A 15,103-nucleotide genomic window follows, 5' to 3' on the forward strand; every position below is an offset into this window, starting at 1 on the left:
TTTTAAAGGGGTGGTTTTTTGATGAGACAACTATATTTTTTGTTTCATTCTTTGGTGAATCATTTGTTTATGCAAATGGCATAATAGAATTTATAATTGCTTGTTATTATTGAAATTTCTATAAAATAATTAAAAACGCTATCTCATTATTAAGATAACGTTTTTGACTGATTTTAACTTATTTCATTTAAAACTTGTGCCAACCCGGTAAAAAATTTTAATGACTCTGGATTAGCCATCGAACCTTGGTTGACTACTTTTTCAGGAGAAAAACCTAATAATATTTTACGTATTGGAACTTCTAATTTTTTTCCACTCAATGTTTTTGGAATTTGCTCAACTTCATAAATTTCATTAGGGACAAATCGTGGTGAAACCTTTTGCTTAATTTCTACTTTTATTTTTTCCTTTAATTCATTCGTCAAAGCAACCCCATTTTTTAGTACAACAAATAATGGCATAAATGACTGACGGCCAAGTAGTTCTAAATCGATCACTAGACCTTCCATTACTTCATCAAGTGATTCAACAACTCGATAGATTTCGCTTGTACCTAAACGCACACCATGTCTATTTATTGTTGAATCTGATCTTCCATAAATTATACAACTACCTTTTTCATCAATTTTAATCCAATCTCCATGTCTCCAAATACCTGGATAAACTTCAAAATAACTTTCAAGATAACGTTCATTATTCGAATCACCCCAGAAATAAAGCGGCATGGACGGCATAGGAGAAGTAATCACTAATTCCCCCACTTCATTAATTACTGAATTTCCCTCATCATCAAATGATTGTACATGAGCTCCTAATGAACGAGCTTGAATCTCTCCAGCATAAACAGGAAGAATCGGGGAACCTCCAACAAATGCTGTACAAACATCAGTACCTCCACTAGTTGAAACAAGCCAGATGTCATCTTTTATATTTTCATATACCCATGAAAATCCTTCCACCGATAGAGGTGAACCAGTCGAACAAATAGATTTTAATCTAGAAAAACCATTTCTTTCTTTTGGTTTTATTCCGTGCTTCTCACATACGCTTAAGAATCCTGCACTTGTACCAAAGAATGTTACACCCACTTCTTCTGCAAGGTCCCATAATACATGAAGGCTAGGATAAGAAGGACTTCCATCAAACAATAAAATCGTACTACCAGATAACAAGCCTCCAACTAATTGATTCCACATCATCCAGCCAGTAGTAGTAAACCAAAAAATGACATCATCTTGATTTATTCCTTGTTCAACTACTAATGTTTTAAGTTGCTCAACTAATATTCCACCTTGACTTTGTACAATTGGTTTAGGCAAACCTGTTGTCCCCGATGAAAATAAGATCCATAGTGGATGATCAAAAGGAACACTTTCAAAAGTAAGTTCACTGCTTCCCACTAATAATTCATTCCAAAGAATTGTTTCGTTTTCCATTTTGTATTCATCAAAATTCACATAAGGTACTAAAATTGTCTTCTTTAATGTAGGTAATTCAGACTGTAGCTCTTCAACGCTTGATAACCTATTTTGAACTTTTCCATTATAAGAATAACCATCCACCGCAAATAAAATAGTCGGTTCGATTTGTTTAAATCGGTCAATTACACTACTCGTTCCAAAATCTGGTGAACAGCTTGACCAAATTGCTCCAATGCTTGCACAAGCTAAGAAGGCAATGATTGTTTCGGGGATATTAGGCATATATGCTACAACTCGATCCCCAGGTTTTACACCTAATTCTCTTAAAGAATTTGCGACCAATCCTGTCTTTTCCTTAAGCTCTTTCCAACTTATTTCTGTTTTTGGAGTAATTTCTGATTGAAAAATTAATGCAGATTGGTCTCCTTTATCATTTCGAAATACATGTTCTGCATAATTAATTTTTGAGCCGTTAAACCATTTTGCGCCTGGCATTTTGCGCTCTTCAAGAACTTGATCGTATGGTGCATGGGAAATTACATTACAATATTTCCAAACGCTTTCCCAAAAGGACTCTAATTCATCGACAGACCATTTCCATAACTCACTTTGTGTATTGAAAAATAGATTTTTTTCATTTTTGAGCCAGTTCATAAATTGGCTAACTCCAGCTTTTTCAATTTGCTGCCTAGTTGGTTCCCATAATAGAGCACCTTCAGTAATCGCTTTCATTATTACTCCTCCTAAATTAGTAATCTATTTATTTTAAGGACATAGTAACTGCGCATAGCTCAAACCTTTTGATGAAAACTCCTTATAATCTTTCTATTATGTATTAGTTAAATCTTTTTTCTAAAAATACTTAATATTTAAAAATTAACTATTATACTATTACACACTAAATTTACTGTCAATATCGAAAATGAATCATCGTTCAACTAAAAGTACATTTTGAACTTGAGCTTTCATCTATTGTTCTAGTTAAATTAACCCAAAAAACTTCATACTATATCCTCATAGAGACACGGTTGATATTTAAATTGATTAAATGTAATATATTAAATGATAATCCTGCAGGTTATTATTTCCATTTTTACCACTATTTACCATAATTATATTATAGCTCGTATATACCCAGAAATATGGTCTGGGAGTCTCTACCTAATTCCCGATAAGAATTAGACTACGAGGTAATTTTTACTTTATTAGTAAAAAAAGCTGAATTTAATAAAGGATAACGATGTCCCTTTGAATAGTTAAACTTACTTTTAAATACTCTATTAACCTTAGAATATATAAAAGTACGTATTCTTCACCTATTTGACGGACTTTATATATGTCTACCTTTAAAATTCCAACTTTTTTGCGAACCAAGATAAAGTAGGACTTATCTCTTTAGTGGAGAATACGTCCTACTTTATCTTGGTTTTTTTACGTCATTTAAATGTTTTCTTAAATTAAAGTTTATAGAAGGGGTTTATTGATATGTATAAGGCCATGTATCATACTTTTGACCACCTAAGACTATCTGACAAGCAAACGCAAGAAGCTAATATTGCGTTCTTACATGACTTTAATGCAGTTTTAGAATCCCCCCATTTAAAAAAATTAGCAAAAAAAACACAGTTAATTCCCAACTCAGATCTATGCCATAATCGTTTGTCCCATACTATTGACGTATGCAATGTTTCAGGCTTAATCGTAGAACATCTTAACAATTATTTTCGAGAGAATAACATTACACCCATAAATAAAGATTTAGTAAAGACTATTAGTCTAGCTCATGATATTGGTCATCCACCATTTGGACATACCGGTGAACGAGCACTAGATGAAATGATGAAAAAAATGGGTGGATTTGAATCAAATGCACAGAGCGTTAAAATTTTAGTAAATAGTTCAGATGATTTTAAATACCGAACCCTTACAGCCTTAATGAAATACAAAACCAAAATTCCTTTAATTAGAGAAGAATATAACGGATTAATTAAAGGCTATTACGGGTATATGTCAGACCATTTAGAACCTTTATTTTTGACATATCAAGAAAATGTCATTGAACAATCTATCGTAGACATAGCAGATACATTATCTTATGCCCTATCAGATCTTAAAGATTTAATCATATTTTATGGAGAAAATAGATTTGCTCAATTACTTAACAGATATTTTACTGAAGGCGCAATGCTAGAGGAGACATTGCTTTTTTTCCCTGAAATAAGTAGATCGGAATTACTTTATTTCATTCCTAAAATTATGGAAGACATTAAAAATAATATACTTTGGGAAATTTCACAAAATTACCTTAAGTTAATTTGGGAACCACTACAATCTATTATTCATGATTTTATAGATACATTAGTGATCAAGATAAACTATGCACAACCAATGTATAGCAAATTGAACCTTTCATTGGAAAATGAGTTAAAACTTTTTCTATTAAATCAAATTACAAAGAAATGTTTCTTAGAAAGGCAAGTTAATAGAGAAATAGATAAAAAGATTACTCATAATATACAACTCACCTACGATTATCTTTTTAACTTAAATAGTGAGGATTCTTTGTTGAAATTAGATAAAGAAGTCTTACAAAAATTAATCAATATCTCTAACCAGATTGAGCGTTCACGTTTTGTTTGTGACGTAATGTGTCATTTAAGTGATATGGAAATTGAAGATTTTGTAAGTAAATCCAATAAAAAAATAATTGTAGTATAACAGGAGGAAATAACATGAGTATAAATGTAAAACAATCTGTCGAGCAGTTCAGTTTAAATAGTAAAGAGTATTATGAAAACAGATATGAATTATATGAAAGATTACGAAATGATGCACCTGTTTTTTGGCATGAAGAAATGCAATCCTGGTTTATAACTAGATATGAGGATGTGTCCAAGAATTTACTTGGAGATAAATTTATTTCAAGTAATGTAATTCCGAATAAAATGAGTAATCTCGCTGAAGGAGAAGATCAACATTTTAAAGATATAATCGATATCATTAAGACTTGGATGGTCTATAATGATCGACCAGTTCATTCACAATTAAAAGGTTATATGAACAGAGCCTTTTTAGTTAATGAAATCGAACTTATTGCACCTGAAATTCAGAAAATTGTTTCTACAATCGTTGATAAAGTACTTGAAAAAAACACTAGTTCATTCGACTTTGTAAAAGAGATCGCACACCCTATTCCTGCGATGGTACTTTGTAAAATGTTAGGGATTCCTGGTGAAGAAGTTGACAGATTCATTAAGTGGTCTGATGATATTGCATTATTTATGCAGGATTTCGTTGTGTCTCATGTTCCTAGTAAAGAAATTAGTGAACAAGTTAGAGGAAGTGTAAGAGAAATTTGGACATATCTTTCAGATGCGATTGCGGAAAGACGAAAAGAAAAGAAAAATGATTTATTAAGTAGATTAATCTCTGAGACTCCTGGTGAAGATGGTGAACTTACTGATGATCAATTAATTGCTCAAACAATGCACTTAATTTTCGGTGGGCATAAAATTCCTCAATTTGTATTAAGTAATACATTACATCTTCTATTTAAGAATCAAGATGTTCTCGAAATGCTTAAAAAAGATATGTCTCTTCTTCCAAAAGTATTAGATGAAACAATGAGACTTGAAGGGCCAATCCAATATATTGTTAGACATGCATCAAATGATATCGAATTACATGGGCAGCAAATCAAGAAAAATGATTCTGTTTATTTCTTCTTAGCGTCTGCTGGCCGAGACGAGCGAGTATTTGCAAATCCTGACAAAATGGATATAAGTAGAACAGGTTTCCGTCATGTAGCTTTCGGTGGAGGTTATCATACTTGTATAGCTGCAGCTTTTGCTCGTGTAGAGATCATGGAGATTCTTAAAGAAGTAATAACTCGTTTTCCAACGATCGATTCATTATATGATTTAGAAAATCCAGAGTGGACTGCAAACCCTACTTTCACTGGAATGATCCAGATGCAAATAAAAATTTAGTATTACTGGGTATTTGAATGTTGAATGATTGGAATAGAACAAAATTCTATTCCTATTTTTTCTAAGTTAGAGGTGATTAAAGATTGAATAATTGCGAGTTTCATAATACCACCATTTTAGTTGTTCATGAAATTTATGGAATTAACAAACATATAAAAGATATTTGCGACAGTTTAAATAAGTTGGGATATACAGTTGTATGTCCAAATTTATTAGGTAATATAGAGAACTATTGCTATAAAGATGAAAACAAAGCTTATAAGCATTTTGTTAATGAGATTGGGTTTGAGTTAGCTACTAATAAAATCATAACTCTTGCAAAAGAACTTCGAACTAAGTGTGCTAATTTGTATATTTTGGGGTTTAGTGTAGGTGCAACGATTGCATGGTTATGCAGTAAATATGAGGGATTATTTGATGGAGTAATTGGATTTTATGGTTCGAGGATTAGGGAATACTTAGAGGTTAGTCCAAAATGTGAGACCTTACTAATTTTCCCAACGAAAGAAAAATCATTTGATCCCGAAATTGTCGTAACTAAATTGAAAACAAAAGATATGATTCAAATCATTAAAGTAGAAGGAAGTCATGGTTTTACAGATCAATCAACTTCTAATTACGATCAGTATTCTACTGAATACTGTTTTCAAAAAATGCGTGATTTTATTATGAAACAAAATCATCAAAAAAATAAAGTTTCCGAAACGGGAGGAATCAAATGACCGGTCAAAGATGGATGTCTTTACAGTTTTTTGGGTTTTTCTTCACTTTCGGAATCTTCGTGCCTTATTGGTCTGCTTGGCTAACAACAAGTAAAGGTTTTACAGCTGATGAAGCTGGACTAATCATTGCTTTAGGATTAATAACAAGGTCAATTACAACCTTTTATATTTTTCCATTTATAAGTAGATACTTAAATTTAGCAAGATTAAATCAAGTAGTTTCCTTAACTTCTGTTGCACTATTAATCATATTAATACCGTTTAATAGTTTAATTGCAGTAGCTTTCATTACAGTTTTATTAAGCCTGGTTTATCCAATGCCTTTAGCTATGTATGAAGCTATGGCATCTATTCTTATCAGGGAAAGCAAAATAGAGTATGGAAAGAGTAGGTCTTATGGCTCGATTGGCTATATTATTTCTCTATCATTAACTGGAATTCTCATATCTTTAAAAAGCGAAAATGTAGTTATTTACCTTTTGATTATTGGATGTGTTCTACTTACTTTCATAACATCCATTAATGCTCCTTTACCTTTAAAAACAAAAATAACATCAAAGAAAGTTCCTTTGTTTAAGTTGTTTAAATCAAAAGCATTTTTATTAGTATTAACAATCTGCATCACCCTTCAAGCTGCACATGCAGCATATTATAGTTATGCTGTTCTTTTTTTGAAAAATATTGGGGTAAAAACTAGTTTTACAGGATTCATCTTAATCATTGCAGTAATATCAGAAATTGCTTTCTTCTATATATCAGACTCTCTATTTAAAAGACGATCTGTTCCAGTTTTATTAATGTTTAGTGTAAGTGCTTCCATCTTAAGATGGGTATTGATCTTTTCTTTTAACAGCATTTCAGTTTTTGTATTGTCTCAATTTTTACATTCTATTACTTTTGGGCTTACTCAATATGCCTTTGTGAAATACTTAGATGAAAACATTGAAAATAAGTACTTCCCATTTGCTCATGGAATTTATGCAGCTCTAGGTTTAAGTTTAGGTAGCGGTATTTTAACATTAGTAAGTGGTTACCTCTACTCTATATCTCCATCTTTTGCTTTTTTAGGTATGGCATTGGTCTGTATCCCCTGTTTAGGATTATGTTACTTTTTGAAATTAACATTAGGGGATCAAAATAACTTAACAGGAGAGGTAAATGAAAATGTTACTAGTAAAAGAAAAAGTGTATAGTACGATCAAGTCTGGGAAATCTGATGAAACTATTCGTACAGAAGTATTTCAAATGAATGAAGAAAAAGTGATTAAGTTGAAATTTTTGAGTTCAAATTCTCCTAGAAATCAAGGTATCGGTTTTATATCAGAAAATGGAATATCAATCAACGATGCCCCAAAACAAAAAACACTCATTATATGGAGAAGTGAAACTCAATCAGAACTTATCTTAAAATGCTCTAGTGGCTTTTTAAATGTTTTTAATATGTGGGAAGAAGAACGAATGGTGGGATTTCATGATTTTCAGTCTGGTATGAGAATCAAAAAGGAGAATGATGTCATGTTCTACAGTTGTAATGATGCTTTTGCGAATGGTGATTTTACCTCTCTAGTATTCTCGCTTCAAATTCTATAAAGCTAAATAGATTGAAAAATCCCATTGTCTATCCGATTAAAATAAACAAAAAAAGCAGAGTTGAATTTTTTCAACTCTGCTTTTTACTAAAAATCTTATACTTTCTTTTCCTTAATCCAAATCATCGTTCCCTTGTGTCTATTTTTGGAAAGAATAGGAAAAACTAAATTTAGATTCGATATAGTAAACTTTTGTTCAAACTAGAAAGTAGGTAAAAACATGACTGAAGATTTTTTTGCTGATTATGAAAAATTTGTTGTTCCACCTTTATATCAATTTAAAGGTGAGAAACGAAAATTTAATCCTAAAGACTATGCATCGTATTACATCTTAACAGTCTCATTATATGACTCTCTTATATCAAATTGGAACGATGCTGCTAAATATAAAATTGACGTCCGAAACTGTATAGATCACGTATTAAATGATTTTAATGAAAAAAAGGGTGGTAAATATCATCTTCAATTACTTGAATTTGAAAGTGATAAATCATATTTTGTCATTGCCTTGTCTATAAAAAATAAAATTGAAAAAGAAAAAATCAATGGAATTATTTCAAAGTATATTGAACAACTTGTATCAAACTCTTTTTATATTGGACAGAGTTGGTACTGGCTAATTGGTCAAAAAGGGAAAAGAGACCGAAAACTCTTCAATATTTCAATAAAGGAATACATGCACTAGCCTTATTCGGCAATATATTTTTCTTTTATCTAATAAAGGATCTTATTTAAAATATTTTTTCTAGCCAATTCCTTTCCCATTCTTACTATTTAAAGTAATATCCTCCTCTCTGAAATTTCCATTTCAAAACATGCTTTAACAAATCTACCTAATCGTTCTTTATACAGAACAGACGAATCCTTTTATTTTTTAAAGATGTTCTAATCTTCTGTATCTAATACTTCATAAGTTTCTTCAAAGATTTTACACTAAAAAAAAAGAGCCAATAAACTAATCGGCTCATTTCTAAAACTTTCCTGCTAATGTAAGTTAATTTAGTCCCTTAAACCCATACTTCTCTAATACCTTCATAGACTCATCATTTTGAAGATATTCATAGAATTGTTTAGCTTCTTTAGGTTGCTTGCTATTCTTTATCACGCCTAACGGATAAATAATTGGATCATGTGTATTTTCAGCTGCTGTTGCTACAATTTTAACTTTTGTAGATGTCAGTGCATCTGTTTTATAAACAATCCCTGCATCCACATTATTTGTTTCTACATAAGAAAGTACTTGTCTAACATCCTTACCATATACTACTTTTCCTTCAATCGCTTTCCAAACATTTAAATTTTCTAATGTTTCTTTACCATATTGTCCTGCAGGTACCGCTTCTGGTGTACCGATTGAAATTTTATCTGCTTTTGTAAGATCTTCAAAAGATTTAATTTCTTTTTTTGTATCTTTTGGTACAACTAATACCAGTTCATTCCCAACTACATCTTTACCTTGGCTCTTATCAATTAGACCATCTTGTATTAAATTATTAAATTTATCCTCTGCAGCCGAGAAGAAAAGATCTACCGGTGCTCCTTTAGAAATTTGTTGTTGTAATGCTCCAGATGCTCCAAAGTTATAGTTTATTTTCACATTAGGATTAGCCTTTTCAAAGTTTGATTTAATATCATTTAGTGCATCCTGTAAACTAGCTGCTGCTGAGATCGTCAATTCCACATTCTTTTGAGCAGTTTCTTGTTTCTGGCCTACTGGCTTTGTATCTTGTTCATTTGTTGAACAACCAGATACTGCTAGTCCTAATAACATCGTTATCGATAAAAATAAACAATAAAGTTTTTTCATTTTTCATCTGCCTTCCTTTTTAAAATATAACTAATTATATCTAATTATATTTAGTTATAACTAAATAAGAAATAAAATTTTAACTCAATGCTTTTTAAAAGGCATTGAGTTAAAATAGAGAATGGAGGGATGTAAATGACGATGGAACTTTCCTATACAATCGAAGAAGTGTCACAGTTTTTAAAAGTATCGAAATTAACCATTTATGACCTTGTCAAAAAAGGTGAATTACCTGTATTCCGTGTAGGAAGACAGATGAGAATAGCAGCAAATGACTTGGACAATTACATAAAAAACCATAAAACAAATCAGAACACCATATTGCCTGCCTCTGTTTTTGAACCTCGCAGAAGCGATCCAAAAGAATCAAATCATGTTGTTATTAGTGGCCAAGATATAGTTTTAGATATACTCGGTAAACAGATTGAGAAAAACTCAACTTATAAATCATTAAGATCGTTTACTGGAAGCTTAAACAGTCTTATTTCTATGTATAATGGAGAATGCGACATCGTTAGCCTTCACCTTTTTGACGGGGATACAGGAGAGTATAATCTACCATATCTTAAAAAAATTTTAGTGGGACATCCATTTATTTTACTCAATCTGCTATCAAGGAAAGCAGGCTTATACGTTAAAAAAGGTAACCCTTTAAAGATTACGTCTTGGAAAGATTTAGAACGTGAAGATATAAAGATTGTAAATAGAGAGAAAGGGTCAGGTGCTCGAATTCTTCTCGATGAACAACTCCGTATCAATGAGATTTCTTCTAAAAATATTAACGGATATGAGCATGAAGAGAGCAATCATTTAAGCGTGGCCTCCGCTGTCTCAACTGGGGTAGCAGATGTTGGAGTCGGAATTGAAAAAGCTGCTAAAATTGTAGGAATTGATTTTATTCCACTGATAACAGAACAATATGACCTTGTTATTTTAAAAACCTCTGAAAATGTACGACTGATCAGTATTGTCACAGAAATTTTATCTTCAAATCAGTTTCAATCAGAGGTTGATTCTTTAGGAGATTATGATACTTCCAGGACAGGGAAAATTATATATGAGACAAATTAAAAGAAGACTACTGAATTTGTAGCCTTCTTTTTTGGTGTTTATTGGCAAAGTAAGAGGCATTCTAAAAAGACCAAATCAATTATGATTTGGTCCCTACTCTACTATAAAGAGTTAAAACATGCTCACATCATACATTGTATTAACAGAAGATTTTTTATGTAAGGATTTAATTTCTTCTTCAATTTCTCGACAATTCCTTACGATTTCCTTTATAAGTGAAAAAATTTGTAAACATTCAAATGAAGGCACCACTTTAGATTCGCCGTCACACTCAATTAACTTTACGTCAAATTCAATTTCTAAACTTATGATTGATTCTTTCATTTCAGCTTCATTAATAGAAAATTTCTGTGCTGCAATCGTGAAGGAACCACTCTCTAAAACTTCACAAAGATGACTTAATTGTTCGATATTCACATAGCTTCCCCCCATACTCTACGATGTTCCCTTTTCTGTTATAGTTTTATTATATTCAGTATTGACGTGATTTATATTTTTGAAAAAAAGCATCAAGTTTGGTTTTTCTGATTGAATTATGATTTTTCACTCATTAAATCGTTTATCAATACGTATGTTATCTCCTTCCTTAAAACCAACTGACCAAATTCAAATGATTCCAACTCTAATAAAGGAAAAATTCTACAATTAAAATTGATTTCCCTTTGATTTAAACTTGGGTTATTTTTGCCTTGATTTTATTGAATTTTCCAGTTTGACACTGCTAATTACAAAAGAAATCTATGTTAAATAGGCCAATATTATATTGCTCAAATAGAAAAACCACCTATAATTGGCGGTTTTCTTAGGGATTCTCTATTCTTGAAATCTTTTTAACTATTAATATTCATTTGGGGTAATTTTGTTAAATTCTATTATTTTTTCCAATGAAACCTGATTACACACTAAATTTCTAAGCAAAATTTAATTATTAATACAGATTAAATCAATCTATAATTGCATATAAGAAATGGTAGAAAGATAGTCAATCTAATTTGCACATTCGGGGGAATAACAATGGTTTTCTTTTATCAATTCGGAATTTTAGTTGTTATTATAGGAATCGTTCTCTTCTTACTGTTTTATAAGGTCTTTATCAAAATAGGTAGATTATTTAATAATCATATTAAAAACATTAAAAAAGAAATCGGGAGAGATGAAGAGTGAACGGATTGAGAAGTCTGATTGCAGGCGGAGTTATTATAATTGGAGGTATTATTTACGCAATTGGTGGTATGTCGCATATAAGTGTTGGTAGTATTGGTATTGAGAAACATATGAGTGGAGAAATTACTGAAGTCCCCCAAGGTTTTCATTGGACTGGTTGGGGAGTTTCAGTACAAGAATATCCCACATACACACAATCATTAGTTTTATCAAGTGACAAACACGAAGGTGGTAATTCTGATCAAGAATGGTCAGTAGGTACCGGAGATCAGCAAGAACTACCTGTTAATACAAACTTAACATGGAAAATTTCAACTAAAAACGTAGCTAATCTATATCAATCAGTAGGTGGAAAAGATATTAGTTACATCAAAAATAACATCGTCAAACCTACAATGAAAAATGTTGTTAACAAAATTACTCACAAATATAGTTGGAACGACATTAAAGGTTCAAAACAAGCTGATATTACTGAAGAAATCAATACTGCACTAGATCAGGAACTTGCAAAACAAGGTATTGAAGTCGGAACTTTTGGATTTACACACGTAGGCTCTCCCGCAGGTATGGCACAGTCACAAGCACAATTAGCAACTTCTGAATTGAACGTAAAAAAGGCATTAGCTGACCAAGAAAAAGCAAAGATTGAAAATCAAACAAAAATCCTAAATGCAGAAGCAGATGCTAAAGCAAATAAAATTTTATCAGACTCACTTACTCCAGAATTATTAAAGAAAATGGAAATGGATGCACGACAAAAATGGGGTTGGGTTACTGTTCAAGGTGGGACACCTCTAGTTCAAGCAAAATAAACAAAGAACAATCTAGAAGCAATCATCAAAGTAATCATAATGTTCATGAATTTGATTTGTTAATAGAATGTTATTTTAAAGTAGATTTTCAACCTTAGCGTCAAGCCATTTTAGACATTAATTGATAATTTTATTTCTCCCAAAACTTTTTAAAAATAGAAAAATAATAAAGAAACAATCCTCTCCGCAAATAAAAACTCTTTCTAAATTTTTAGGAAGGGTTTTTATTTTCTATAATTTGACATAAAAATGATGAAGGAAAACTATAGAAGTATGATATTCTCTAGATGTAATAAAAACGATTTGAAACGGAGGTAAATATTGCGAGTTTTAGTTATTAAGTCTGGTAATATGAAAGGCTGGTACAATTGAATGTTAAATTTCTTATATCCTAGCATAATCATTTCTACTTTTTTTATCCTATTTTTTGGTTATCAATTTCTAAAAGGTTCAATAACCCTCCTAAAACTTCTTTATTGGCTAATCTTTGGCATATACTTTACATGCCTCATTAACTTCACTTTATTTCCTTTCCCCTACCAAAAATATTTAATTCAAGTAATGATAGAAGATCGGTTGGGATATAATCATAATTTTATTCCCCTTAAATCAATCGTAGATACCATCAATTATGGCTCAATCTCAATTTTTCTAAGACAAGTTGCTGGAAATGTTTTATTATTCATACCACTAGGATTTGCATTACCAATTCTATTTTTTAGAATAACAAACATTAAAACAATCTTAATAGGTTTTACTTTAAGTCTAGCAATTGAATTAATTCAAGCTACTTCTGGACTGTTCCTTGGCTATAACTATAGATCATGTGATATTGATGACTTAATACTAAATACAATTGGAACAATTATAGGACTAGTTATTTATAAAGTAAGTTCCAGGTACTTTAAAAGTTTTGAAGAGTTCATTGATAGAAACCTAACTTCGTAAACCTCCTAGATTTATAAGAATGCTTACACAAAAAATAGGGGTTGATTAGAGCAATCAACCCCTTCATCCCCCCAAAAAGGGTAATTTGTTACAAAGTAATTCTTATTTAAGCTACAATTTCTTTTTTGCTTTGAACCGCTATATTTTTAGTAAGTAAGCTAACAACGACTAAAAATACAAGATTTACAACTAAGCCAATAACACCGATATTTAAATCTTTAATATATTGAGGCAGTGCTGGGAATAATGATCCGATTGTTGTATTACTTATAGTGACATAAGTAACTGTTGCAACTCCAGTAAAAATACCAGCGAATGCACCTTGCTTCGTTACAAAGTTCTTTTTCATTAAACTAAAGACAAGTGTTGGGAACAATTGGGTAACTAGACTGTATCCCATTAAAAGCAGAGTTACTAATGTAGTTCCACCATTAAATGTGAAATAAACTGCGAATAAAGCCACCACAGGAACAAGGTATTTAGCTAAAACAGCAACCTGCTTTTCTGTAGCAGATGGTACAAACACTTTATAAATATTTTTTGATATTAAAGTTGCAGATGCCATTAGAATCATCGAGCCTGGCACGATTGCTGTCAATACCCCTGCTCCACCAATGATTCCAACAAACCACGGGTTAAAAGATTGTTTACTTAATTTTAATAAAGACAGATCGGCATCCGGACCTTGTAGTCCAGGAACTTGAAGAATTGCTGCAAATCCAACGAAAAACACAAATAGCAACACAAGTTGGTATAAAGGCATAATAATCGCATTTTTACGAAATACATTTTCACTTTTAGCTGAATAAATGGAGCCAAAAGTATGCGGCCACATATAAAATCCTAAGGCTGTTAGAAGAACCGTAGAATTAAACCAAGATACACTTAACCCCTCTTTTGGGAGACTTAGAAAACCTGGTTTAGCTTTATCAACTGCTTCAAACATCGCTTGAAATCCACCATAATAATGTAAAGGAAGATAAATTCCTAGAAATAGAACAACTCCAAGAATCATAATGTCCTTTAACGCGGCAGTCCATGCAGATCCATGGATACCAGATATCATTACATATATAGTCACTGAAATAGCACCTATCCAAATCGCAAAAGTTGGTGAAATCATTCCATAAGAAGCCTCCGAAACGATGCTTCCTAATCCTTTTAATTGTAGAACTAAGTAGGGAATTACAGCAGATACACCAACTAGTGAAACTAATACGCCAAGGGCTTTACTTTTGTATTTACTTGCGAAAAAGTCCGGTTGAGACATTAAATTATTTTCTTTAGCATATTTCCATATTTTTGGAAGCAACCAATAAGACATAATATAAGCAAGTGCACCGTAAGCAGTGATATAGTAGGTAGGACCTCCTTTTCCATAAGCCCAACCACTTCCACCTAGGAAAGTAAAGGTTGTATAGATTTCTCCAGCCATTAAGAGAAAGACGAAAATAGTACCAAATCCTCTTCCTCCAACACTCCATTGCTCAAGATTCATGTCCTTTCCTTTCCTAGCTTGTACCCCTAGAAAAATCGATACTGCAAGAAAGAGAAAAATTATAATTAATGCACTATTCATC

General features: G+C 31.6%; 13 protein-coding genes and 1 riboswitch. Of the genes, 9 read left to right on the forward strand and 4 right to left on the reverse strand.

The window, feature by feature from the left end; all coding sequences use genetic code 11:
- Nucleotides 1-173 precede the first annotated feature (173 nt).
- Nucleotides 174-2,153, reverse strand: a complete 1,980-nt coding sequence (locus EP747_RS13415) for an acetoacetate--CoA ligase (protein ID WP_129690634.1) — start codon at nucleotides 2,151-2,153, stop codon at nucleotides 174-176.
- Nucleotides 2,154-2,525: 372 nt separating this feature from the next.
- A riboswitch (purine riboswitch) is annotated at nucleotides 2,526-2,627 on the forward strand.
- Between the two features lie 279 nt (nucleotides 2,628-2,906).
- Here EP747_RS13415 and EP747_RS13420 point away from each other — a divergent pair.
- The 6 genes from EP747_RS13420 (at nucleotide 2,907) to EP747_RS13445 (ending at nucleotide 8,406) form a co-directional block, all read left to right on the forward strand.
- Nucleotides 2,907-4,139, forward strand: coding sequence for an HD domain-containing protein (locus EP747_RS13420; RefSeq protein ID WP_129690635.1), 1,233 nt, complete (start codon nucleotides 2,907-2,909; stop codon nucleotides 4,137-4,139).
- 14 nt (nucleotides 4,140-4,153) lie between these two features.
- Nucleotides 4,154-5,410 carry a cytochrome P450 gene (locus tag EP747_RS13425; protein ID WP_129690636.1) on the forward strand — a complete coding sequence of 419 codons (1,257 nt, stop codon included), beginning with the start codon at nucleotides 4,154-4,156 and terminating at the stop codon, nucleotides 5,408-5,410.
- Between the two features lie 83 nt (nucleotides 5,411-5,493).
- Nucleotides 5,494-6,132: a dienelactone hydrolase family protein gene (locus EP747_RS13430; protein ID WP_129690637.1), complete on the forward strand. Its 639-nt coding sequence runs from the start codon at nucleotides 5,494-5,496 to the stop codon at nucleotides 6,130-6,132.
- Nucleotides 6,129-7,325 carry an MFS transporter gene (locus EP747_RS13435; RefSeq protein ID WP_129690638.1) on the forward strand — a complete coding sequence of 399 codons (1,197 nt, stop codon included), beginning with the start codon at nucleotides 6,129-6,131 and terminating at the stop codon, nucleotides 7,323-7,325. The genes EP747_RS13430 and EP747_RS13435 overlap by 4 nt, the downstream gene beginning before the upstream one ends.
- Nucleotides 7,291-7,722, forward strand: a complete 432-nt coding sequence (locus tag EP747_RS13440) for a hypothetical protein (RefSeq protein WP_129690639.1) — start codon at nucleotides 7,291-7,293, stop codon at nucleotides 7,720-7,722. Before EP747_RS13435 ends, EP747_RS13440 begins: the two co-directional genes overlap by 35 nt.
- 219 nt (nucleotides 7,723-7,941) lie before the next feature.
- Nucleotides 7,942-8,406, forward strand: a complete 465-nt coding sequence (locus EP747_RS13445; RefSeq protein ID WP_129690640.1) for a hypothetical protein — start codon at nucleotides 7,942-7,944, stop codon at nucleotides 8,404-8,406.
- A 309-nt stretch (nucleotides 8,407-8,715) separates the two neighbouring features.
- Here EP747_RS13445 and modA read toward each other — a convergent pair whose 3' ends face one another.
- On the reverse strand, nucleotides 8,716-9,528 hold the full coding sequence (gene modA, locus EP747_RS13450) for a molybdate ABC transporter substrate-binding protein (RefSeq protein WP_129690641.1): 813 nt from the start codon (nucleotides 9,526-9,528) through the stop codon (nucleotides 8,716-8,718).
- A gap of 135 nt (nucleotides 9,529-9,663) precedes the next feature.
- On the opposite strand from modA, the gene EP747_RS13455 reads away from it, so the two are divergent.
- Nucleotides 9,664-10,599 carry a substrate-binding domain-containing protein gene (locus EP747_RS13455; RefSeq protein WP_129690642.1) on the forward strand — a complete coding sequence of 312 codons (936 nt, stop codon included), beginning with the start codon at nucleotides 9,664-9,666 and terminating at the stop codon, nucleotides 10,597-10,599.
- A gap of 111 nt (nucleotides 10,600-10,710) precedes the next feature.
- Here EP747_RS13455 and EP747_RS13460 read toward each other — a convergent pair whose 3' ends face one another.
- Nucleotides 10,711-11,016, reverse strand: a complete 306-nt coding sequence (locus EP747_RS13460; RefSeq protein ID WP_165347039.1) for a LysR family transcriptional regulator — start codon at nucleotides 11,014-11,016, stop codon at nucleotides 10,711-10,713.
- A 743-nt stretch (nucleotides 11,017-11,759) separates the two neighbouring features.
- On the opposite strand from EP747_RS13460, the gene EP747_RS13465 reads away from it, so the two are divergent.
- Nucleotides 11,760-12,575: an SPFH domain-containing protein gene (locus EP747_RS13465; RefSeq protein ID WP_129690644.1), complete on the forward strand. Its 816-nt coding sequence runs from the start codon at nucleotides 11,760-11,762 to the stop codon at nucleotides 12,573-12,575.
- 372 nt (nucleotides 12,576-12,947) lie between these two features.
- Entirely contained in the window at nucleotides 12,948-13,523 is a 576-nt protein-coding gene (locus tag EP747_RS13470) for a VanZ family protein (RefSeq protein WP_129690645.1), read from the forward strand.
- Between the two features lie 106 nt (nucleotides 13,524-13,629).
- Here the strand turns inward: EP747_RS13470 and EP747_RS13475 are convergent, their stop codons facing one another.
- The gene (locus EP747_RS13475; protein ID WP_129690646.1) at nucleotides 13,630-15,102 is read right to left on the reverse strand and encodes a sodium:solute symporter family protein; all 1,473 of its coding nucleotides are present in this window, start codon (nucleotides 15,100-15,102) and stop codon (nucleotides 13,630-13,632) included.
- Between the last annotated feature and the right edge of the window lies 1 nt (nucleotide 15,103).

Origin of the sequence: Gottfriedia acidiceleris, from assembly GCF_004138285.1 — a bacterium.
Lineage (GTDB): Bacteria > Bacillota > Bacilli > Bacillales > Bacillaceae_G > Gottfriedia > Gottfriedia acidiceleris_A.